Here is a 21,751-nt window from a genome sequence, read left to right on the forward strand (position 1 = left end):
CAGAAGGGACGGGGAAGGAAGAACACATGGCGCTCGCCCAGCCCGAGTCGGGAGGGCTGCCGTCCCAGCGGACCACTCCGACGCGCGGCTCACTCGCCACCACCGCCTGCATGGAGACCCTCCAAGTGGGATACCTGCACGCCGTCGCCGCCGCGGCCGGCTGCTCGCTCTCCCAGCCCTTTCCGGACAACGGCATCGACTGGCATGTGAGCCACAGCGCTCCCGGCCACACCGTCGACGACGAAGTGACCATCAAGGTGCAGCTCAAGTGCACCTACCAGATACCGCCGCGCACCCCGGGGAACGCGTCCGGGGCGTTCTCGTTCACCCTCGACAACGACCACCTGGTGAAGCTCGCCAGGACCCCGGTGGCCGTCCACAAGATCCTGGTCGTGATGCTCGTCCCCCGGAACCCCGAGGACTGGCTCAGGGCGGACCACGACCGGCTCGACCTGCGGCACTGCTGTTACTGGACCAATCTGGCCGGACACCCGGTCACGGGACGGCGCAGGACCACCGTCCGCGTCCCCACGACACGGATCTTCGACGACCGGGCACTCTGCGGGATCATGACCCGGGTCGGCGGGGGAGGGAGACCTTGATGCACCGGCCGATCGACGACCCGGACCCCGGACAGGACCCGTACGGGACCGACCGGGAGCCCGGACCCGACCCCCGCGCGACCAACCCGGACCCCGGACGGGACCCGTACGGGAGCGACCGGGCCTCCGGACGGGACCCCTACGGCACCCGCTCGGAACCCGGACGGGACCCGTACGGGACAGAACCGGGGCAGGAGCGGAGCCCGTACGGGACCGGGCGCGGACCCGTGCCCCCGTCCCATCGGCCCCATCCGCTGCCCGGCGTCTTCCCCGGGCCCAGGACCAGGGCCCCCGCCCCGCCCGGCGAACCCTGGGCCGCTCTCCGGGACACCCCCGACCCCGGCAGGGTCGACCCGTGCGTCCTCGGCGCGCTCCTCGCCCGCCACGGCTGGCGGCGGCGCGGCGGCGCACCCGGCCGCTTCGGCCGCTGGACCCCGCCCGGCGACGCCCCCGGCACCAGCCTCCTGGTCCCCGAGAACCGCGCCTTCCCGGACTGCGACGACCTGCTCGGCGAGGCGCTCGACGCCCTCGCCCGCAGCGCCGCGCCCTCCGCCCGCGAGGTCCTCACCGGCCTCGCTGTGCCCAGCGACGAGATCCGCTGGTGGCGCGAGGTGCCCCAGGGCCCCGCGGGCACGGTCTCCTGGGACGTGCGGGAACAGTTGGCGACCGCCGCCCGGCGCCTGCTGCTCGCCGGGGCGCTCGCGGTGCGCGGCCGGGCCGGCTACCACGGCGCCCGCCACCGGCGCCCCGCCCGCGCCTCCCTGGAACCGGTCGTCGTCGGCGCCGCCTCCGACGGGCACGGTCTCACCGCCTTCCTGCCGCTCGACCCCTGCCGGCCGGTCGCCGTACGGCTCCACCACGCCCTGCACGCGGCCCGCGAGGCCACCGACTACCAGCGGACCACCGGAGGCATGGAGGCCTTCGACGCGGCCGTCGCGGCGGGCGTCAGCCGTGAACTCACCGAGGCCCTCGTCGCCCTGGTCCGGGGCACCGAGGGCGCCCGCGTCGCCCTGGCGTGGGCACCGTCCGCCGGGACACCCGAGGGCTGCGCCGCCCGGCCCGAACCGGTCGAGTTCTCCCCGGGCGACCTGCCCGCCCTGCGCGAGGCGGGTGCCCGCTACCTCACCGACGAGCCCTCCGTCCCGGTCCGGCTCACCGGGGCCGTGGTCCGGATGCGCCGCTCGGGGCCGCGCGGCGAGGGCACCGTACGTCTGAGGGTGCTCGGCGGGGCGGAGGTCCCGCACGTCCGGGTCACCCTCGACGAGGAGGCCTACCGCACGGCGGGCCACGCCCATCTCGTCGGGCTCCCGGTCCGGGTCGAGGGCAGGCTGGAGAGCCGGGGCGGCTTCCGGCGGCTGAGCGATCCGACGGGGCTCGTCCCCGTCCAGGTCGACGAGACGGAGCGGGACCGGCTGATGAAGGCGCTCCAGGAGAACCCCGACTTCTTCGAGGAGCCCCCCGACCCGGACGAGGACGCCTCCTGAGGCCGGGACGGGGCCGGGGAAGCCGGACGGGGCGACCCGGACGAGGAGGACCCTTGAGCCCCGGCCGTCCCCGGGCCGGGACGGCACCGGCCCCCGTGCCGGGTGAAACCGTTTCGCGGGGCGGGCGGACCCCTCGGTAGGATCGGGCGTGCGCGGCACCTCGTCTCTGCCGCGCACCGCCGACGCCGGCACCTCGTGTCTGCCTGCGCCCCTATGTATGGAGTACCCGTGTCAGAAGTCCGTGTGACCGTCCAGTCCGCCTCGGAGTCCGAGGAGAGGACGGTGAGCGCGGGCACCACCGCCGGCGCCCTGTTCGCCGACGACCGCACCGTCATCGCCGCCCGCGTGGCCGGCGAGCTGAAGGACCTGTCGTACGCGCTCGCCGACGGCGATGTCGTCGAAGGCGTCGAGATCTCCTCCCCGGACGGTCTCGACATCCTGCGCCACTCGACCGCCCACGTCATGGCGCAGGCCGTGCAGGAACTGTTCCCCGAGGCCAAGCTGGGCATCGGCCCGCCGGTCCGGGACGGCTTCTACTACGACTTCGACGTCGAGAAGCCCTTCACTCCCGAGGACCTCAAGGTCATCGAGAAGAAGATGCAGGAGATCCAGAAGCGCGGCCAGCGCTTCGCCCGCCGCGTGGTGACCGACGAGGACGCCCGCGCGGAGCTGGCGGACGAGCCGTACAAGCTCGAACTCATCGGCATCAAGGGCTCCGCCTCCACCGACGACGGCGCCGACGTCGAGGTGGGCGGCGGCGAGCTGACCATCTACGACAACCTCGACGCCAAGACCGGCGAGCTGTGCTGGAAGGACCTCTGCCGCGGTCCCCACCTGCCCACCACCCGGAACATCCCGGCGTTCAAGCTGATGCGCAACGCGGCCGCCTACTGGCGCGGCAGCGAGAAGAACCCGATGCTCCAGCGCATCTACGGCACCGCCTGGCCGTCGAAGGACGAGCTGAAGGCGCACCTCGACTTCCTCGCCGAGGCCGAGAAGCGCGACCACCGCAAGCTCGGCAACGAGCTGGACCTCTTCTCCATCCCGGACGAGATCGGCTCCGGTCTCGCGGTCTTCCACCCCAAGGGCGGCATCATCCGCCGGACCATGGAGGACTACTCGCGCCGCCGGCACGAGGAGGAGGGCTACGAGTTCGTCTACTCGCCGCACGCCACCAAGGGCGCCCTCTTCGAGAAGAGCGGTCACCTGGACTGGTACGCGGAGGGCATGTACCCCCCCATGCAGCTCGACGGTGGTACGGACTACTACCTCAAGCCCATGAACTGCCCGATGCACAACCTGATCTTCGACGCGCGCGGCCGCTCGTACCGTGAACTGCCGCTGCGCCTGTTCGAGTTCGGCACGGTGTACCGGTACGAGAAGTCCGGCGTCGTCCACGGTCTGACCCGGGCCCGCGGCTTCACCCAGGACGACGCGCACATCTACTGCACCCGCGAGCAGATGGCGGAGGAGCTGGACCGGACCCTCACCTTCGTCCTCAACCTGCTCCGCGACTACGGTCTGACCGACTTCTACCTGGAGCTCTCCACCAAGGACCCGGAGAAGTTCGTCGGCTCCGACGAGGTCTGGGAGGAGGCCACCTCCGTCCTCCAGCAGGTCGCGGAGAAGCAGGGCCTCCCGCTGACCCCCGACCCGGGCGGCGCCGCGTTCTACGGCCCGAAGATCTCCGTGCAGGCGCGCGACGCCATCGGCCGTACCTGGCAGATGTCGACCGTGCAGCTCGACTTCAACCTGCCGGAGCGCTTCAACCTGGAGTACACCGCCCCGGACGGCACCAAGCAGCGCCCGGTCATGATCCACCGCGCCCTGTTCGGTTCGATCGAGCGCTTCTTCGCGGTGCTCCTTGAGCACTACGCGGGCGCCATGCCGCCGTGGCTCGCCCCGGTGCAGGCGGTCGGCATCCCGATCGGCGACTCGCACGTCGAGTACCTCCAGGAGTTCGCCGCCGACGCGAAGAAGAAGGGCCTGCGGGTCGAGGTGGACGCCTCCTCCGACCGCATGCAGAAGAAGATCCGCAACCAGCAGCGCCAGAAGGTGCCGTTCATGGTCATCGTCGGCGACGACGACATGAACGCGGGCACGGTCTCCTTCCGTTACCGCGACGGCTCGCAGGAGAACGGCATCCCGCGCGACGAGGCCATCGCCAAGCTCCTCGACGTGGTGGAGCGCCGCGTCCAGGTGTGACGGTGAACCCCGCGTGAGCGGATCAGGCCCCCGGGGGACTCCCCGGGGGCCTTTTCTCGTCCTCCCGGGTGAAGACCTGGATCAGCCAGGACGAGAAGGAGCCCGTCACCGCGCCGAGCAGCGCCAGACCGCAGGCCATCAGGCCCACGGCCGTCACCCTGCCGACCGGCGTCACCGGCGCCACGTCCCCGTACCCCACCGTCGCGAGCGTGGCGCAGGTCCACCACACCGCGTCGCCGAAGGTACGGATCGAGGCGCCGGGCGCGTCGACCTCGTGGCGGTAGACCGTGAGCGCCCCCGCGAAGCCGAGCAGGGCCACCGAGAGCCCGGAGTACACCATCACGCGCGCGTAGAGCCCGAGCCGGGGCCGGTCCCTGCGGCGCTGGATCCGCTCGTAGACGCTCACCATGCGCACCGGGCGCAGCAGCGGAAGCAGCATCACCACCGTGTCCAGGAGGTGGGCGCGCAGAAAGCGGAACGGGCCGAGCCCGCTGAGGCGGAGCCGTACCGCGTAGTCGACGACGAACAGCGCCCAGGCGGCGAGGGTGAGGGCCAGGCAGAGGTCCAGCCAGACCCGGGGGAGACCGTGGCGGGCGAGGACCCGGACCGCGTAGCCGGCGAGGAAGAGGAGGGACGCCACGGCGAGCGGCACCTCCATGCGGCGGTCCCAGCGCTCCTGGCGGGGCGGTTTCGGCGGCCTGTCGCTCATCGGATCAGGATGGCCGCCGCAAGGGTCTTCCGCCCCGGCGACACGTTCCGAACGGGCGAAGCAATATGCTGCACAGCATGACGACTGAGCCGGAACAGCAGATCGGAGTGGGGACGCCGGACGCGTTCCAGCGCCTGTGGACGCCTCATCGGATGGCGTATATCCAGGGCGAGAACAAGCCCACGGGACCGGGCGCCGAGGACGGCTGTCCGTTCTGCTCGATCCCGTCCAAGTCCGACGAGGACGGGCTGGTGATCGCACGCGGCCAGAGCGTGTACGCCGTCCTCAACCTGTATCCGTACAACGGCGGTCACCTGATGGTCGTCCCCTACCGGCACGTCGCCGACTACACGGACCTGGATCCGGCGGAGACGGCGGAACTGGCCGACTTCACCAAGCGCGCGATGGTCGCGCTGCGGGCGGCGTCCGGGGCCCATGGCTTCAACATCGGCATGAACCAGGGGGCCGTCGCGGGCGCCGGGATCGCCGCCCATCTGCACCAGCACGTGGTGCCGCGCTGGGGCGGGGACACCAACTTCATGCCGGTCGTCGGCCACACCAAGGTGCTGCCGCAGCTCCTCGCCGACACCCGGAAGATGCTGGCCGACTCCTGGCCCGCCGCGCTGTGAGCCCCATCCGCTGCCTGGGCCGTATCCGCCCCCTGGGACGCGCGGACCGGTGAGCCGTATCCGCTTCCCGGGCCGTACGGATCGGTGGACCGTACGGCCCGGGAAGCGGTGAGCGGTACGCCCGGGGAGCGGGGTCAGGCGTCGTAGACGTCGGCCCTCTTCGGGCCCGGCTCCTGGACGCTGCCGCTGAGCGAGAGCGAGCGGCTGGTGAAGCGGTCGGTGTCGACGTTGTGCTCGTCGAGCATCTTGAGCGTCGCGGAGTGCACCGCGCGCAGTACCGGCGTCGCCATGCGGATGGCGTCGTCCGCCATGAAGCGGTTGCGCCACAGCGGGCCCGCCCAGACGTGCCGCAGACCGAAGGGCTCGGGCAGGACCATCTTGCCGCCGAGGAACTCCAGGACCGGCGGATACCAGGTCAGCGGCGCGCGGACGGCGAGCCGGACGATGTCGTCGGGCCCGAGCAGCCGCTGCTCGATCTTCCGGGTCTCCCAGAAGCGGATGGTCTTGGCGACCTCCTTGGACTTGCCCGAGGGCTTGCTGCTGAACAGACCGTGCACCGGGCCCAGCGCGTGCCCGGTGACCTCGACCCGGAGCGTGTGGTGCAGCGAGGTCACCGTCACCATCATCGTCAGGACCAGGTTCCCGTCCCAGAGGGTGAACTGCACGCCGAGGTAGTGCCGGTTCCCCGCGCCGAACTGCTGGTCGTTGCAGATGCGCTGTATCTCGTGCGGCTTGACCTGGAAGTGCACGATGTTGTCGCCCTCGGGGCGGCTCACCGAGCCGGCGCCCTCGCCCACGGAGGAGACGATCCAGTGCTTGACCGTCGGCTTCGGGAAGCCGGTCTTGAGGGAGCCCCGCTCAAGGAGCGCCAGCTGGTCGTGGATCTTGCGGACCACGTCCCAGGCGCGGAAGTCGTGGATCTCCTTGCCCGGCTGCGGCACCAGCTCCTCGGCCAGGGTCCAGCTGCCCCAGCGGGTACCGAGCCCCAGGATGCCCTTGGGACCGGCGTAGAAGGCGATGTTGGACTCCTGCTCGGCGGAGAGCTTCTCCAGGTTCACCCGGAGGTCCTCGGCCGCCTTCTGCCCCGGGTCCTGGGGGACGGACTTGGGGATGTGCGCGGCGACACCGCCGCCGCCGAGCAGCCCGGACCAGCGCGCGCGCAGGTCCGCGGAGGCGTTGTCGCAGACCCGGCGGGCGAGGAACCAGCCGAGGACCGGGGCCACCACCATCGCGCGCACGTAGTTCGGCAGGAAGCCGTCGAAGGGCAGCTTGAGCAGTACGAGCGCCGCGAAGAGCCCCGCCGCCCACAGCAGGGCCGTGCCGATGGCGCTGGTCCGCTTGTTGTCCGAGCCCGCCGCGACCCGGCGCAGATGGATGACACCCAGCCAGAGCAGCAGACCGGGCAGGAAGAGGACCCCGCAGACGAGGGTGATCAGGGTCAGCCGGATGTCCCGCTGTCTGCGGATGTGGGTGGCGGCCAGACAGTGCTGCACGACCGGCTGCGGGTCGACGCCGAAGGACTGGATGAGGGCGCCCCGGCCACCGCCGAGCATCCGGAGCTGGACGGCGCGCGCGAAGGCCTCGCCGAAGTCGGGGCGGAAGAGCTTCTCCCACTTCCCGCCCTTGATCGTGGTCTTGTACAGGTCGTTGTCGGCGTCCTGGATCGCGGAGAGCGGGCTGTCCCGGTACGCGGCGGACGCCAGAGCGTTCGTCGCGCCCGTACCGCCGCCATTACCACTGAGCGGGATCTGCGCCCCGGGTCCGAAACCGTCCATCGCCACTGCCGCCCCCATCGCGCGAGTACCTGTGCGGGCTGTTCCCAACTGCCGCGCCCCGCACACCTTCCGAGCTGGGCACCCCAGCGTAGCCGGGGAGTGTCGCGCGCGTCACGGCCTGTGGATATCACGACCGAATGGCATGCCTCGCAGGCGTGTTGAGCGGGCGCCTTCCCTGGTGCCCCGTCAATTAGGCGTCATTTTCGGACTGTTCGCGTATCTTCTCGGCCAGATGGGGTGGCATCGGTTCATGTCGGACGTACGTACGGTCGAACCGGCCGGTGCCATGCGAAACGGACCGCAGATCGATCGCGTACCGCCCGATCTCCATCTCCGGCACCTCCGCCCGCACCACGGTCCGCCCCGCCCCGGCCTGGTCCGTGCCGACCACCCGGCCCCGCCGCCCCGACAGATCGCTCATCACCGGCCCGACGTACTCGTCCGGCACCAGGACCGCCACCTCGGCGACCGGTTCGAGGAGCCGCACCGGCACCTCCGCCGCCGCCTCCCGCAGCGCGAGGGCGCCGGCCGTCTGGAAGGCCGCGTCCGAGGAGTCCACCGAGTGGGCCTTGCCGTCCCGCAGCGTCACCCGCACGTCGACCAGCGGATACCCGGCACGGACCCCACGCGCGGCCTGCGCCCGCACCCCCTTCTCCACCGAGGAGACGAAGGGGCGCGGGACCGCCCCGCCGACCACCGCGTCGACGAACTCGACCCCGCTGCCGGGCGGGAGGGGCTCCACCTCGATCTCGCAGATCGCGTACTGCCCGTGGCCGCCGGACTGCTTCACCAGGCGTCCCCGCCCCGACGCGGGCGCGCCGAAGGTCTCCCGCAGTGCCACGCGGTACGGCTCGGGGTCCACCCGCACCCCGTACCGGCCCCCGAGACGTTCGAGGACGACGTCCCGGTGTGCCTCGCCCAGGCACCAGAGCACCACCTGACCGGTGTCCGGGTTCTGTTCGAGCCGCAGGGACGGGTCCTCCGCGACGAGCCGGGCGAGGCCCTGGGAGAGCCGGTCCTCGTCGGCCTGCCCGTGCGCCCGGACGGCCAGCGGAAGCAGCGGCTCCGGCATCGGCCACGGCTCCATCAGGAGCGGATCGTCCTTCGAGGAGATCGTGTCGCCCGTCTCCGCCCGACCCAGCCGCGCCACACAGACCAGGTCACCGGCGACACAGTGCGTCACCGACCGCTGCCGCTTGCCGAAGGGGGAGGTGAGGGCGCCGACCCGCTCGTCGGCCTCGTGCGCGTCGTACGTCTCGTGCGGGCGGTGTGCCTCACGTGTCTCATGTGCCTCGTACGTGTCCTGCGCGTCACGCGTGTCACGCGTCTTGTCTGTCTCCCGCGTCTCCTGCATCTCCGTCGTCTCCCGCGTCCGCCGGGCCGGGGCGTGTCCTGCGATGTGTACGGCCATGTCCGGGCGCAGGGTCCCGGAGAAGACCCTGACCAGGCAGACCCGGCCCACGTAGGGGTCGGAGGCGGTCTTGACCACCTCGGCGACCAGGGGTCCCTCGGGGTCGCAGGTCACCGGCGGGCGCGGTCGGCCGTCCGGCGTGGTGACGGCGCGCGGCGCGTGTTCGAGCGGCGAGGGGAAGCCGCCGGTGATCAGATCGAGCAGTTCGACGGTGCCGAGCCCCTGCGTCCCGCCCTCGGCGGCGGGCGCGGCGGCGAGCACCGGATGGAAGGCACCCCGGGCGACGGCCGACTCCAGATCCGCCACGAGACCGGCCGGCTCGACCTCCTCGCCGCCCAGATACCGGTCCATCAGCGTCTCGTCCTCGCTCTCGGCGATGATCCCCTCGATCAGCCGGGCACGGGCCCCGGCGATCAGCGACCGCGACTTCTCGTCGGGCGGCTCCTCCCGCCGGGCCCCCGTGGAGTAGTCGAAGACCCGCTCCGCCAGCAGGCCGACGAGCCCGGTGACGGGCGCCTGTCCCGCACCCGCCCCGGCGGCCCCCCGGCCGCGCACCGGCAGCTGGAGGGGGAGCACGGCGTCCGGGTCGTCGTGGCCGAAGAGACCGGCGCAGACGGCGGTCAGCTCGTCGAAGCCGGTGCGGGCCGTGTCCAGATGGGTGACGACGATGGCCCGGGGCATCCCGACGGCGGCGCACTCCTCCCAGGCCATCCGGCTGGAGGCGGCGACCGCTTCGGCCTCCTGCGCCGCCGAGACGACGAAGAAGGCCGCGTCCGCCGCGCGCAGACCGGCCCTCAGCTCCCCGAGGAAATCGACGTACCCCGGGGTGTCGAGCAGGTTGATCCGGTACCCCTCCCAGTCGACCGGCACCAGCGAGAGCTGTACGGAGCGGTGGGTGCGGTGCTCGATCTCGTCGTAGTCGGAGACCGTGCCGCCGTCCTCGACCCGGCCCGCCCGGACGACCGCCCCGGCCGTCTGCGCGAGCGCCTCGACGAGGGTCGTCTTGCCCGAGCCGCTGTGGCCGACCAGCACCACGTTCCGTATGTGCGCGGGCCGGTCGGCCGTCGGCGCCCGTCCGGCGGCCCCGGCGGCCGCGTTCCCCTTGTCACCCATGACGTGTCCTCCCGACTGCTCGGACCTGCGGCGGGAAGCGGGTGCGGGGGAGTGGTGTGACGCGGTACGGCTCCGGCGCTGCCCGCGGTGGTCCTTCGAGCTTTGCACCGACGCCGGGAGGCGGCCATCCGTGAAGAGGCCCGGCACGGGCCCGGAAGACGAGCGGCACAGGCCGGAAGACGAGCGGCGGAGGCTCCGGGCAGGGCCCGGGAAGCACCTCCGGAAGAGGTCCCGCGAGAGGTCCGGGAAGCCTTCCCGGAAGCGCTCCGGGAAGGAAGGCGACGCGGCCGGGCGGGTGCCCGCCGGTGTGCCGGGTCGCTCGTGGCTACGATGGGTGAGCCGGTGGTCATAGGGGCCGCGCGGCCCACCGAACCTCGGGAAGGCCATGCTGAACAAGTACGCGCGTGCATTCTTTACGCGTGTCCTCACACCGTTCGCCGCGTTTCTGCTCCGCCGGGGCGTCAGCCCCGACGCGGTCACGCTCATCGGCACGGCGGGGGTGATGGCCGGTGCGCTGGTCTTCTTCCCCCGCGGAGAATTCTTCTGGGGCACCATCGTCATCACCCTCTTCGTCTTCTCCGACCTCGTCGACGGCAACATGGCCCGGCAGGCCGGAACCTCCAGCCGCTGGGGCGCTTTCCTCGACTCCACGCTCGACCGGGTCGCCGACGGCGCGATCTTCGGCGGCTTCGCCCTCTGGTACGCGGGCAAGGGCGACGACAACGTGCTCTGCGCCGTGGCGATCTTCTGCCTGGCGAGCGGCCAGGTCGTCTCGTACACCAAGGCCAGGGGCGAGTCGATCGGCCTGCCCGTCGCCGTCAACGGTCTGGTCGAACGCGCCGAACGACTCGTGATCTCGCTGGTCGCCGCCGGTCTCTCGGGTCTGCACGCGTTCGGCGTGCCCGGCGTCCAGATCCTGCTCCCCATCGCCCTGTGGATCGTCGCGGCGGGCAGCGCCGTGACCCTGGGCCAGCGCGTCGTGACCGTCCGCAGGGAATCCGCGGAGGCGGACGCCGCCGCGGCCCCGGGCGGCGGTGCGACCAGGTGAGCACCCTGAAGGAACGGCTCAGCGACGGCCTGTACGGCGCCGGCTGGGCCACCGTCAAGAAGCTGCCCGAGCCGGTGGCCACGGGCCTCGGACGGCGGATCGCGGACCTCGCGTGGAAGCGGCGCGGCAAGAGCGTCCTGCGCCTTGAGGCCAACCTCGCGCGCGTGGTGCCCGACGCGGGCCCCGAACGGCTCGCCGAGCTGTCGAAGGCCGGCATGCGCTCGTACATGCGGTACTGGATGGAGTCCTTCCGGCTGCCCACCTGGAGCCGGGAACGCGTCGAACGCGGGATAGACATCAAGGACGTCCACTACCTGGAGGAGGGCCTCGCCGCCGGGCGGGGCGTCGTCCTGGCCCTGCCGCACCTGGCCAACTGGGACCTGGCGGGCGTCTGGGTGACCCGCTCCCTCGGCGTGCCGTTCACCACCGTCGCCGAGCGCCTCAAGCCCGAGAGCCTCTACGACCGCTTCGTCGCCTACCGCGAGTCCCTCGGCATGGAGGTCCTCCCGCACACGGGCGGCTCCGCCTTCGGCACGCTGGCCCGGCGCCTGCGGGCGGGCGGCCTGGTCTGCCTGGTCGCCGACCGCGATCTGTCCGCCTCCGGCACCGAGGTCACCTTCTTCGGCGACACGGCACGGATGCCCGCGGGACCCGCGATACTCGCCCAGCAGACCGGCGCGCTGCTCCTCCCGGTCACCCTCTGGTACGACGACACGCCGGTCATGAAGGGGCGGATCCACCCGCCCATCGAGGTCCCCGGCACGGGGACGCGCGCCGAGAAGAGTTCCGTGATGACCCAGGCACTGGCCGACGCCTTCGCCGAGGGCATCGCGGACCACCCGGAGGACTGGCACATGCTGCAACGACTGTGGCTCTCGGACCTGGAGGAGCGCCGGGAACCGGCCTCGGGGACCGGACGGGACGGGGAGCACGGCGCGTGAAGATCGGGATCGTCTGCCCGTACTCCTGGGACGTGCCGGGCGGCGTCCAGTTCCACATCCGCGACCTCGCCGAGCATCTGATCCGGCTCGGCCACGAGGTCTCCGTCCTCGCGCCCGCCGACGACGAGACCCCGCTGCCGCCGTACGTGGTCTCGGCGGGGCGCGCCGTGCCCGTCTCGTACAACGGCTCGGTGGCCCGGCTCAGCTTCGGCTTCCTCTCGGCCGCGCGGGTACGCCGCTGGCTGCACGACGGCACCTTCGACGTCGTCCACATCCACGAACCGACCTCGCCCTCCCTCGGACTGCTCACCTGCTGGGCGGCGCGGGGGCCCATCGTGGCGACCTTCCACACGTCGAACCCGCGCTCCCGGGCCATGATCGCCGCGTATCCGATCCTCCAGCCCGCCCTTGAGAAGATCAGCGCCCGCATCGCGGTCAGCGAGTACGCGCGCCGCACGCTCGTCGAGCACCTCGGCGGCGACGCCGTCGTCATCCCCAACGGCGTCGACGTGGACTTCTTCGCCCGCGCCGAGCCCCGCGAGGAGTGGCAGGGCGAGACCCTCGGCTTCATCGGCCGCATCGACGAACCGCGCAAGGGCCTGCCCGTCCTCATGCGGGCCCTGCCCAGGATCCTCGCGGAGCGGCCCGGCGCCCGGCTGCTCGTCGCCGGGCGCGGCGACGAGGAGGAGGCGGTGGCCTCGCTGCCGCCCGAGACGCGCTCCCGGGTGGAGTTCCTCGGCATGGTCAGCGACGAGGACAAGGCACGGCTGCTGCGCAGCGTCGACGTGTACGTGGCGCCCAACACCGGCGGGGAGAGCTTCGGCATCATCCTCGTCGAGGCGCTGTCGGCGGGTGCGCCGGTCCTCGCCTCCGACCTGGACGCCTTCGCCCAGGTCCTGGACCAGGGATCGGCGGGCGAACTGTTCGCCAACGAGGACTCGGACGCGCTCGCGGACGCGGCGATCCGCCTTCTGGGCGACGCCGAGCGGCGCGCGGAACTGAGCGCCCGGGGCTCGGCCCACGTCCGCCGCTTCGACTGGTCGACGGTCGGCGCGGACATCCTCGCGGTCTACGAGACGGTCACGGACGGAGCGGCGGCCGTCGACACCGACGAACGCACGGGCGGCCTGCGGGCCAGACTGGGGCTGTAGGGGCGGGCGGTACGCAGGGCTGGTCTCCGCACGGGAGGGCGGCGGGGGCCGGAGGTGCGGGCGAGGGCCGGAGAGGCCGCGGAGACCAGGAAGGACCCTGCCCCGGCCCCACCTTGACTCCGTCTCCGCCCCGACCCTGTCCCCGCCCCGACCCTGGCCCCGGCCCGGCCCGCCCCGACCCTGTCCCCGCCCCGACCCTGGCCCCGGCCCGGCCCGCCCCGACCCTGTCCCCGCCCCTACCCTGGCCCCGGCCCGGCCCGCCCCTACCCTGGCCCCGCCCCGGCTTCCCCCGCATACGGCCCCGCCACAGCCCAGGCCCCGCCCCCCCCATAAGGAACCGCCCACCCCCGGGCAGGCTCTTCGTAGGATCTCCGTCCGGCGGCCCGACCTCGGCCGTTTCACTCGTGCCGCCGAGGAGTGGGGCGGCCCCCACGCGCGCGTGGAGCCCGCCTACGGCTGACGGTCCTCGCGGGTCAGGCGTGCGACACGGCGGGGGAGTTCGCCGTCTCCCGCCCGCCCTGGCTCGGGCGCCTCGCGGAGCCGGCCGGCGGACGCCCGGCACATGTCCTCTTCGCCCATGACCACGACCTTTGGGAAGGTGTGCCGGGGCCGTCCCGGTAGCCTGTGCGCCCGTGACCCAAACCCTGATCTGGACCGTCGTCGCGCTGATCCTCATCGGCGTCTATCTCAGCTGGACCGCCGGACGGCTCGACCGGCTGCACACCCGTATCGACGCCGCCCGTGCCGCTCTGGACGCGCAACTCCTGCGCCGGGCCTCGGTCACCCAGGAGCTGGCCACCTCCGGTGTGCTCGACCCGGCCGCCTCGATCGTGCTCTACGAGGCCGCGCACGCCGCCCGGCAGGCCGAGGAGGAGCAGCGGGAGGTCGCCGAGAGCGAGCTGAGCCAGGCCCTGCGGGCGGTCTTCGGCGAGCCCGAGCAGGTCGACCTCGTACGGGAGGCACCGGGCGGCGAAGCTGCCGCGGGGGAGCTGGCGGCCGCCGTCCGACGGGTCCCGATGGCCCGCCGTTTCCACAACGACGCCGTACGGGCCGCCCGCGCCCTGCGCCGTCACCGCAAGGTCCGCTGGTTCCGGCTCGCGGGGCACGCGCCCTTTCCGCTCGCCTTCGAAATGGACGACGAACCGCCGGTGGCCCTTGCCGATCGCCCGGCTTGACGCTACCGGCCTGGGAAAATGATCCACCGGGTCCGTATTGGCCCTTGTTGTGGACCCCTTGTGGACTGTTTCCTCAATCCAGTCGTCAACCCCTGTTGTCACGAGTGAGGTATCCGTGTCCACCACGCCTTCCCCCTCCACCCAGTCTCCCGAGACCGGCACCGCCCGTGTGAAGCGCGGCATGGCCGAGCAGCTCAAGGGCGGCGTGATCATGGACGTGGTCAACGCCGAGCAGGCGAAGATCGCCGAGGACGCCGGCGCCGTGGCCGTCATGGCCCTGGAGCGGGTCCCCGCGGACATCCGCAAGGACGGCGGCGTGGCCCGTATGTCCGACCCGAACATGATCGAGGAGATCATCGGCGCGGTCTCCATCCCGGTGATGGCCAAGTCCCGCATCGGCCACTTCGTCGAGGCCCAGGTCCTCCAGTCGCTCGGCGTCGACTACATCGACGAGTCCGAGGTCCTCACCCCGGCCGACGAGGTCAACCACTCCGACAAGTGGGCCTTCACGACCCCCTTCGTCTGCGGCGCCACCAACCTGGGCGAGGCCCTGCGCCGCATCGCCGAGGGCGCGGCCATGATCCGCTCCAAGGGCGAGGCCGGCACCGGCAACGTCGTCGAGGCCGTCCGCCACCTGCGCCAGATCAAGAACGAGATCGCCCGGCTGCGCGGTTACGACAACAACGAGCTGTTCGCCGCCGCCAAGGAGCTGCGCGCCCCGTACGAGCTGGTCAAGGAGGTCGCCGAGCTGGGCAAGCTGCCCGTCGTGCTGTTCTCCGCGGGTGGTGTGGCCACCCCCGCCGACGCCGCGCTGATGCGCCAGCTCGGTGCCGAGGGCGTCTTCGTCGGCTCCGGCATCTTCAAGTCGGGCGACCCGGCCAAGCGCGCCGCCGCCATCGTGAAGGCCACCACCTTCTACGACGACCCGAAGGTCATCGCGGACGCCTCCCGCAACCTGGGCGAGGCCATGGTCGGCATCAACTGCGACACCCTCCCCGAGTCCGAGCGCTACGCCAACCGGGGCTGGTAACCAGCGATGAGCAGCACCCCCGTGATCGGTGTCCTGGCCCTCCAGGGCGATGTACGGGAGCATCTGATCGCCCTGGCCGCGGCGGACGCCGTGGCCAGGCCGGTGAGGCGCCCCGAGGAACTCGCCGAGGTCGACGGCCTGGTCATCCCCGGCGGCGAGTCCACCACCATCTCCAAGCTGGCCGTGCTCTTCGGTCTGATGGAGCCGATCCGCGAGCGGATCGCGGCCGGAATGCCGGTCTACGGCACCTGCGCCGGTCTGATCATGCTCGCGGACAAGATCCTCGACCCGCGTTCGGGCCAGGAAACCTTCGGCGGCATCGACATGATCGTCCGCCGCAACGCCTTCGGGCGCCAGAACGAGTCCTTCGAGGCGTCCGTCGCCGTCGAGGGAATAGACACCCCCGTCGAGGGCGTCTTCATCCGTGCCCCCTGGGTGGAGTCCGTCGGTGCCGGCACCGAGGTGCTCGCCGAGCACGAGGGCCACATCGTCGCCGTCCGGCAGGGCCGGATCCTCGCGACCTCGTTCCATCCCGAGCTGACCGGCGATCACCGCGTCCACGAACTCTTCGTGGACATGGTGAGCACGGAACGGTGACGCTATCCCGGTAGGATCTCTCCGTTCGTTCATGAAGTGGGTTACGCGAAGGAGACAGGCAGATGTCCGGCCACTCTAAATGGGCTACGACGAAGCACAAGAAGGCCGTGATCGACGCCAAGCGCGGCAAGCTCTTCGCGAAGCTGATCAAGAACATCGAGGTCGCGGCCCGCACCGGCGGCGCCGACCTGGACGGCAACCCGACGCTGTTCGACGCCGTCCAGAAGGCCAAGAAGCAGTCGGTCCCGAACAAGAACATCGACTCCGCGCTCAAGCGCGGTGCCGGTCTCGAAGCCGGTGGCGCCGACTACGAGACGATCATGTACGAGGGTTACGGTCCGAACGGTGTCGCGGTGCTCATCGAGTGCCTCACCGACAACCGCAACCGCGCCGCCTCCGACGTGCGCGTGGCCATGACCCGCAACGGCGGCTCCATGGCCGACCCGGGCTCGGTCTCGTACCTGTTCAACCGCAAGGGCGTCGTCGTGCTCCCCAAGGGCGAGCTGTCCGAGGACGACGTCCTGGAGTCGGTGCTTGAGGCGGGCGCCGAGGAGGTCAACGACCTCGGCGAGTCGTTCGAGATCATCAGCGAGGCCACCGACCTGGTCGCGGTGCGCACCGCGCTCCAGGAGGCCGGCATCGACTACGACTCGGCCGACTCCAGCTTCGTCCCGACCATGCAGGTCGAGCTGGACGAGGAGGGCGCGCGCAAGATCTTCAAGCTGATCGACGCGCTGGAGGACAGCGACGACGTGCAGAACGTCTTCGCCAACTTCGACGTCAGCGACGAGGTCATGGCCAAGGTCGACGCCTGATCACTCGCGATCGAGAGTGATTGCGACGATCATGTCTGGCTGTCATGTCTGGCTGTGCCTGATCACGTCTGATGGCGGCTGATCGCATCCGGTCAGGCCGTTTCGCAGCGGGCCGACGGGGACACACCCCCGTCGGCCCGCTGCGTTGTCGGTGCCACCCGATAGCCTGCAAACAGATGAGCGAAGAAAGGGGGGCGGCGTGCGCGTCCTCGGGGTGGACCCCGGACTGACCCGGTGCGGCGTCGGCGTGGTCGAAGGCGTCGCCGGACGCCCCCTCGCCATGCTCGGCGTGGGCGTGATCCGTACGGCGGCGGACGACGACATCGGCCCCCGGCTGGTCGGCATCGAACGCGGCATAGAAGAGTGGCTCGACCGCTTCTCGCCCGAACTCGTAGCCGTGGAGCGGGTGTTCAGCCAGCACAACGTACGGACGGTGATGGGCACCGCCCAGGCCAGCGCCGTCGCCATGCTCTGCGCCTCCCGCCGGGGCATCCCCGTAGCCCTGCACACCCCCAGCGAGGTCAAAGCCGCCGTCACCGGCAGCGGACGCGCCGACAAGGACCAGGTCGGCGCCATGGTCACCCGGCTCCTGCGACTCCCCGAGCCGCCCAAGCCCGCCGACGCCGCCGACGCCCTCGCCCTCGCCATCTGCCACATCTGGCGCGCCCCCGCCAAGAACCGCCTCCAGCAGGCCGTCGCCCAGAGCCGCCTCCAGCAGGCGGCCGCCCGGCAGCCCTCCGCCGTGAAAGGCCGGACCCGATGATCGCCTTCGTCAGCGGCCAGGTCGCCGCCCTCGCCCCCACCACGGCCGTGATCCAGGTCGGCGGCGTGGGCATGGCCGTCCAGTGCACCCCCGCCACCCTCGCCGGACTGCGGATCGGCGAGGAGGCCCGGCTCGCCACCTCCCTCGTCGTCCGCGAGGACTCCCTCACCCTGTACGGCTTCGCCGACGACGACGAGCGGCAGGTCTTCGAGCTGCTCCAGACCGCCAGCGGCGTCGGCCCCCGCCTCGCCCAGGCCATGCTCGGCGTGCACAGCCCCGACGCCCTGCGCCTCGCCGTCTCCACCGGAGACGAGAAGGCCCTCACCGCCGTCCCCGGCATCGGCAAGAAGGGAGCGCAGAAACTCCTCCTCGAACTGAAGGACAAACTCGGCTCCCCGCTCGGCAGCAGCGGCATGGTCGGCGCCCAGCGCGCCGCCGCCACCGGACCCGCCCCCTGGACCGAGCAGCTGGCCGCCGCCCTGATCGGCCTGGGCTACGCGAGCCGCGAGGCGGAGGAAGCCGTGAGCGCCGTCACCCCGCAGGCCGAGGCCGCCCTCGCCGAGACCGGCACCGCCCCCGTACCGCAGCTGCTCCGCGCCGCCCTTCAGACCCTCAACCGGACCCGCTGAGCCCCGGCCCCCACCGGGCCGTACGCATCGCACGAACGAGAAGGCATCCACCGTGAACTGGGACGACGACACCGCCGCCGAGGCCGCCGAAGCCGAGGCGCGACTCGTCGGCGCCGCCGCCGAAGGCGACGACCAGGCCGTCGAGGCGGCCCTGCGCCCCAAGGACCTCGGCGAGTTCATCGGCCAGGAGAAGGTCCGAGGCCAGCTCGACCTGGTCCTCAAGGCCGCCCGCCAGCGCGGTGCCACCGCCGACCACGTGCTGCTCTCCGGCGCCCCCGGCCTCGGCAAGACCACCCTCTCGATGATCATCGCCGCCGAGATGGGCGCCCCCATCCGCATCACCTCCGGCCCCGCCATCCAGCACGCCGGAGACCTCGCCGCGATCCTCTCCTCCCTCCAGGAAGGCGAGATCCTCTTCCTCGACGAGATCCACCGCATGTCCCGGCCCGCCGAGGAGATGCTCTACATGGCGATGGAGGACTTCCGCGTCGACGTCATCGTCGGCAAGGGCCCCGGCGCCACCGCCATCCCGCTCGAACTCCCGCCGTTCACCCTGGTCGGCGCCACCACCCGGGCCGGACTCCTGCCGCCCCCGCTGCGCGACCGCTTCGGCTTCACCGGCCACATGGAGTTCTACGCCCCCGAGGAACTCCGGCGCGTGGTCCACCGCTCCGCCGGACTCCTCGACGTCGCCATCGACACCGCGGGCGCCGCCGAGATCGCCGGCCGCTCCCGCGGCACCCCCCGGATCGCCAACCGCCTCCTGCGCAGGGTCCGCGACTACGCGCAGGTCAAGGCGGACGGCGTCATCACCCGGGAGATCTCCGAGGCCGCCCTCAGCGTCTACGAGGTCGACGGACGCGGCCTCGACCGGCTCGACCGGGCCGTCCTCGAAGCCCTCCTCAAGCTCTTCGGCGGCGGCCCCGTCGGACTCTCCACCCTCGCCGTCGCCGTGGGGGAGGAGCGCGAGACCGTCGAGGAGGTCGCCGAACCCTTCCTCGTACGGGAGGGCCTCCTCGCCCGTACGCCCCGTGGTCGGGTCGCCACTCCCGCGGCCTGGGCCCACCTCGGACTGGTTCCGCCGCAGGCAGCGGGCCCGGCGGGACCGGGAAGCGGACAACAAGGTCTCTTCGGGGCGTGACGGTGCGGACACTCGCCCGGACAGGAACCACGGTGCGATGCTGGACGTTGTTCCATCGATGCGGACTCGCCTAGACTCCGCCGATGCCGCCCTTTCCGGTCGGCGCGCCCACCCCCGAAGACCAGGCCGCGGGTTCTCCGTGACCGTGCGAAGGATTTCCGTCCCGTGAATAACATCGGCATGCTCCTCCCGTTCATCGTGCTCATCGGGGCGATGTTCCTGATGACCCGCTCCGCGAAGAAGAAGCAGCAGCAGGCCGCGCAGATGCGCAACGAGATGCAGCCTGGCACCGGCGTGCGGACGATCGGGGGAATGTACGCCACGGTCAAGGAGATCGGCGACGAGACCGTCCTCCTTGAGGTCGCGCCCGGCGTGCACGCCGTCTACGCGAAGAACTCGATCGGCGCGGTCCTCGAGGACTCCGAGTACAACCGGATCGTCCACGGCGACGACGACAGCGAAGAGGCGTCCGACGCCGACACCGTCGTCCCGGACGACGCCTCCTCGCTCACCGAGGCCGAGGACGCGGCGCCCAAGGCCGATCTGACGAAGAAGTCGGACGAGGCCGGCGCCGAGGGGCAGAAGGACGGCAAGACCGACGGCGAGGCCGACGCGAAGTAGTCGCGGTCGGGGGACGAACCGCGCGCGCCGATCGGCGCGCGCGGCCCCCGGGAACGGTTCCACGTCTGCGGGGGATGGTCCCCACACACACTTCGTGGCCGTCCCGCGCATACCCGGCGCGGGGCGGTTGGACAGGGAGATACGACAGGTGGCAGCACCGAAGAAGGGCCGAAGGCCGGCGGGGGGACAGAGCCGGCCGGGCCGCGCCCTGGCACTCATCCTGATCGCCATGGTCGCACTCACCGGCGGCATGTTCTGGTCGGGGCACACCACCCCGCGCCTGGGCATCGACCTCGCCGGTGGTACGTCGATCACGCTCAAGGCCAAGGCGGAGCCCGGCCAGGAGTCGGCGGTCAACGAGACCAACATGAACACCGCGGTCGACATCATCGAGCGCCGTGTCAACGGTCTGGGTGTCTCCGAGGCCGAGGTCCAGACGCAGGGCCGCGAGAACATCATCGTCAACATCCCTCGCGGGACGAACGAGAAGCAGGCCCGTGAGCAGGTCGGCACCACCGCCCAGCTCTACTTCCGGCCCGTTCTCGCGGTGACGAACGGCGGACCCGCTCCGGCGCCCGCCGCCTCCGGTTCCCCCACGACCGCTCCGGCCACGCCGAAGCCGTCCGCCTCCGCCACCGGCGCCGCCGCCGACGGCAAGACCCCGACGACCGGCGCCACCCAGGGCCGCGCGCTCACCGACGCCCTCAAGGCCCCGAGCCCCACCGGCACCCCCTCGGCCGCCGCGACCCCGGTCCCCACCGGCACCGCCCCGACGGCCCCGGCCCCGACGGCCGACCCGGCCACCGCGGCCCTGGAGAAGAAGTTCACCGAGCTGAACTGCCTCGACCCGAAGCAGCGCGCCGCCGTCGGCCAGGGCGTCAAGCCCGAGCAGCCCGCCGTCGCCTGCGGCGAGGACCAGCCCGGCGTCTGGTCGAAGTACCTCCTCGGCCCGGCCGAGGTCGAGGGCCGTGACGTCGACGACGCCAAGGGCGTCTTCGACCAGCAGCGCGGCATGTGGATCGTCACCATGGACTTCACGGGCGCCGGCTCCAAGAAGTTCCAGGCGATCACCAGCAAGCTGTCCGCCCAGGCCGACCCGCAGAACCGCTTCGCGATCGTCCTCGACGGCGAGGTCGTCTCGGCCCCCTCGGTGCGCCAGACGCTGAGCGCCAGCGCCGAGATCTCCGGCAGCTTCAACCAGCAGTCCGCCCAGGACCTCGGCAACATCCTGTCCTACGGCGCCCTGCCGCTCTCCTTCCAGACCCAGAGCGTCGACACCGTCACCGCCGCGCTCGGCGGCGACCAGCTCGAAGCCGGTCTCATCGCCGGTGCCATCGGCCTGGCGCTCGTCATCGTCTACCTGGTCGCCTACTACCGCGGCCTGTCGATGATCGCCATCCTCAGCCTCGGCGTCTCCGCGCTGCTCACCTACGTGATCATGGCCCTGCTCGGCCCGGCCATCGGCTTCGCGCTGAACCTGCCGGCCGTCTGCGGCGCCATCGTCGCCATCGGCATCACCGCGGACTCGTTCATCGTCTACTTCGAGCGCATCCGCGACGAACTCCGCGAGGGCCGCACGCTCCGCCCGGCCGTCGAGCGCGCCTGGCCGCGCGCCCGCCGCACCATCATGGTCTCCGACTTCGTGTCGTTCCTGGCCGCGGCCGTGCTCTTCATCGTCACCGTCGGCAAGGTCCAGGGCTTCGCGTTCACGCTCGGCCTGACCACCCTGCTCGACATCGTCGTGGTCTTCCTCTTCACCAAGCCGGTCATGACGCTCCTGGCCCGGACCAAGTTCTTCGGCAACGGCCACGCCTGGTCCGGTCTGGACCCGAAGCGCCTCGGCGCCAAGCCGCCGCTGCGCCGTACCCGCCGTGCCACCGCCTCTGGCCCTGTCGACCCGAAGGAGGCGTGA

Annotated in this window: 19 protein-coding genes; 16 read left to right on the top strand and 3 right to left on the bottom strand. The window is 71.9% G+C overall.

Annotated elements, in window-relative coordinates; translation table 11 throughout:
* The first annotated feature begins 26 nt into the window (after positions 1-26).
* From BU197_RS26095 to thrS, 3 genes are all read left to right on the top strand, one after another.
* Entirely contained in the window at positions 27-602 is a 576-nt protein-coding gene (locus BU197_RS26095) for a DUF4365 domain-containing protein (protein ID WP_188266165.1), read from the top strand.
* Complete coding sequence (locus tag BU197_RS26100) at positions 599-2,086, top strand: hypothetical protein (RefSeq protein ID WP_411158536.1); 1,488 nt, start codon at positions 599-601, stop codon at positions 2,084-2,086. The genes BU197_RS26095 and BU197_RS26100 overlap by 4 nt, the downstream gene beginning before the upstream one ends.
* Positions 2,087-2,314: 228 nt before the next feature.
* Complete coding sequence (thrS, locus tag BU197_RS26105; protein WP_188267098.1) at positions 2,315-4,291, top strand: threonine--tRNA ligase; 1,977 nt, start codon at positions 2,315-2,317, stop codon at positions 4,289-4,291.
* A 22-nt stretch (positions 4,292-4,313) separates the two neighbouring features.
* Here thrS and BU197_RS26110 read toward each other — a convergent pair whose 3' ends face one another.
* Positions 4,314-5,000 (bottom strand): potassium channel family protein, encoded by a 687-nt coding sequence (locus BU197_RS26110; RefSeq protein WP_188267099.1) that lies wholly within the window; start codon positions 4,998-5,000, stop codon positions 4,314-4,316.
* 65 nt (positions 5,001-5,065) lie between these two features.
* Between BU197_RS26110 and BU197_RS26115 the strand changes: the two genes are divergently transcribed.
* Positions 5,066-5,629, top strand: coding sequence for an HIT family protein (locus tag BU197_RS26115; RefSeq protein ID WP_188267100.1), 564 nt, complete (start codon positions 5,066-5,068; stop codon positions 5,627-5,629).
* Positions 5,630-5,763: 134 nt separating this feature from the next.
* Here BU197_RS26115 and BU197_RS26120 read toward each other — a convergent pair whose 3' ends face one another.
* Both BU197_RS26120 and BU197_RS26125 read right to left on the bottom strand, forming a co-directional pair.
* A complete protein-coding gene (locus tag BU197_RS26120) occupies positions 5,764-7,422 on the bottom strand; it encodes a hypothetical protein (protein WP_223183504.1) in 1,659 nt (552 codons plus the stop codon).
* A gap of 172 nt (positions 7,423-7,594) precedes the next feature.
* On the bottom strand, positions 7,595-9,928 hold the full coding sequence (locus BU197_RS26125; RefSeq protein WP_188267101.1) for an elongation factor G-like protein EF-G2: 2,334 nt from the start codon (positions 9,926-9,928) through the stop codon (positions 7,595-7,597).
* 385 nt (positions 9,929-10,313) lie between these two features.
* On the opposite strand from BU197_RS26125, the gene pgsA reads away from it, so the two are divergent.
* The 12 genes from pgsA to secD all read left to right on the top strand — a co-directional run bounded on the left by pgsA (position 10,314) and on the right by secD (position 21,751).
* Positions 10,314-10,976: a phosphatidylinositol phosphate synthase gene (pgsA, locus tag BU197_RS26130; RefSeq protein ID WP_188267102.1), complete on the top strand. Its 663-nt coding sequence runs from the start codon at positions 10,314-10,316 to the stop codon at positions 10,974-10,976.
* A 5-nt stretch (positions 10,977-10,981) separates the two neighbouring features.
* Positions 10,982-11,917 carry a phosphatidylinositol mannoside acyltransferase gene (locus BU197_RS26135; RefSeq protein WP_223183509.1) on the top strand — a complete coding sequence of 312 codons (936 nt, stop codon included), beginning with the start codon at positions 10,982-10,984 and terminating at the stop codon, positions 11,915-11,917.
* Positions 11,914-13,068, top strand: coding sequence for a glycosyltransferase family 4 protein (locus tag BU197_RS26140; RefSeq protein ID WP_188267104.1), 1,155 nt, complete (start codon positions 11,914-11,916; stop codon positions 13,066-13,068). The genes BU197_RS26135 and BU197_RS26140 overlap by 4 nt, the downstream gene beginning before the upstream one ends.
* Positions 13,069-13,700: 632 nt before the next feature.
* A complete protein-coding gene (locus BU197_RS26145; RefSeq protein ID WP_188270760.1) occupies positions 13,701-14,243 on the top strand; it encodes a hypothetical protein in 543 nt (180 codons plus the stop codon).
* 115 nt (positions 14,244-14,358) lie between these two features.
* Positions 14,359-15,273 (top strand): pyridoxal 5'-phosphate synthase lyase subunit PdxS, encoded by a 915-nt coding sequence (gene pdxS, locus BU197_RS26150; RefSeq protein ID WP_188270761.1) that lies wholly within the window; start codon positions 14,359-14,361, stop codon positions 15,271-15,273.
* A 6-nt stretch (positions 15,274-15,279) separates the two neighbouring features.
* The gene (gene pdxT, locus BU197_RS26155) at positions 15,280-15,870 is read left to right on the top strand and encodes a pyridoxal 5'-phosphate synthase glutaminase subunit PdxT (RefSeq protein ID WP_188270762.1); all 591 of its coding nucleotides are present in this window, start codon (positions 15,280-15,282) and stop codon (positions 15,868-15,870) included.
* Between the two features lie 62 nt (positions 15,871-15,932).
* Entirely contained in the window at positions 15,933-16,685 is a 753-nt protein-coding gene (locus BU197_RS26160; protein ID WP_188270763.1) for a YebC/PmpR family DNA-binding transcriptional regulator, read from the top strand.
* A 199-nt stretch (positions 16,686-16,884) separates the two neighbouring features.
* Positions 16,885-17,448 carry a crossover junction endodeoxyribonuclease RuvC gene (gene ruvC, locus BU197_RS26165; RefSeq protein WP_188270764.1) on the top strand — a complete coding sequence of 188 codons (564 nt, stop codon included), beginning with the start codon at positions 16,885-16,887 and terminating at the stop codon, positions 17,446-17,448.
* Positions 17,445-18,077: a Holliday junction branch migration protein RuvA gene (gene ruvA / locus BU197_RS26170; protein WP_188270765.1), complete on the top strand. Its 633-nt coding sequence runs from the start codon at positions 17,445-17,447 to the stop codon at positions 18,075-18,077. Before ruvC ends, ruvA begins: the two co-directional genes overlap by 4 nt.
* A 52-nt stretch (positions 18,078-18,129) precedes the next feature.
* Complete coding sequence (gene ruvB / locus BU197_RS26175) at positions 18,130-19,218, top strand: Holliday junction branch migration DNA helicase RuvB (protein ID WP_188270766.1); 1,089 nt, start codon at positions 18,130-18,132, stop codon at positions 19,216-19,218.
* A 180-nt stretch (positions 19,219-19,398) separates the two neighbouring features.
* Positions 19,399-19,839 carry a preprotein translocase subunit YajC gene (gene yajC / locus BU197_RS26180; protein ID WP_188270785.1) on the top strand — a complete coding sequence of 147 codons (441 nt, stop codon included), beginning with the start codon at positions 19,399-19,401 and terminating at the stop codon, positions 19,837-19,839.
* A 148-nt stretch (positions 19,840-19,987) separates the two neighbouring features.
* On the top strand, positions 19,988-21,751 hold the full coding sequence (gene secD, locus BU197_RS26185) for a protein translocase subunit SecD (RefSeq protein WP_188270767.1): 1,764 nt from the start codon (positions 19,988-19,990) through the stop codon (positions 21,749-21,751).

Origin of the sequence: Streptomyces sp. CBMA291 (assembly GCF_014596525.1) — a bacterium.
In the GTDB taxonomy this organism is placed as follows: Bacteria; Actinomycetota; Actinomycetes; order Streptomycetales; family Streptomycetaceae; genus Streptomyces.

Excerpts from the sequence above, each read along its gene's own strand:
- BU197_RS26110 (WP_188267099.1), bottom strand. The coding sequence starts at position 5,000 with ATGAGCGACAGGCCGCCGAAACCGCCCCGCCAGGAGCGCTGGGACCGC.
- yajC (WP_188270785.1), top strand. The coding sequence starts at position 19,399 with ATGCTCCTCCCGTTCATCGTGCTCATCGGGGCGATGTTCCTGATGACC.
- BU197_RS26115 (WP_188267100.1), top strand. The coding sequence starts at position 5,066 with ATGCTGCACAGCATGACGACTGAGCCGGAACAGCAGATCGGAGTGGGG.
- pdxT (WP_188270762.1), top strand. The coding sequence starts at position 15,280 with ATGAGCAGCACCCCCGTGATCGGTGTCCTGGCCCTCCAGGGCGATGTA.
- ruvA (WP_188270765.1), top strand. The coding sequence starts at position 17,445 with ATGATCGCCTTCGTCAGCGGCCAGGTCGCCGCCCTCGCCCCCACCACG.
- BU197_RS26120 (WP_223183504.1), bottom strand. The coding sequence starts at position 7,422 with ATGGGGGCGGCAGTGGCGATGGACGGTTTCGGACCCGGGGCGCAGATC.
- BU197_RS26095 (WP_188266165.1), top strand. The coding sequence starts at position 27 with ATGGCGCTCGCCCAGCCCGAGTCGGGAGGGCTGCCGTCCCAGCGGACC.
- BU197_RS26125 (WP_188267101.1), bottom strand. The coding sequence starts at position 9,928 with ATGGGTGACAAGGGGAACGCGGCCGCCGGGGCCGCCGGACGGGCGCCG.
- pgsA (WP_188267102.1), top strand. The coding sequence starts at position 10,314 with ATGCTGAACAAGTACGCGCGTGCATTCTTTACGCGTGTCCTCACACCG.
- BU197_RS26160 (WP_188270763.1), top strand. The coding sequence starts at position 15,933 with ATGTCCGGCCACTCTAAATGGGCTACGACGAAGCACAAGAAGGCCGTG.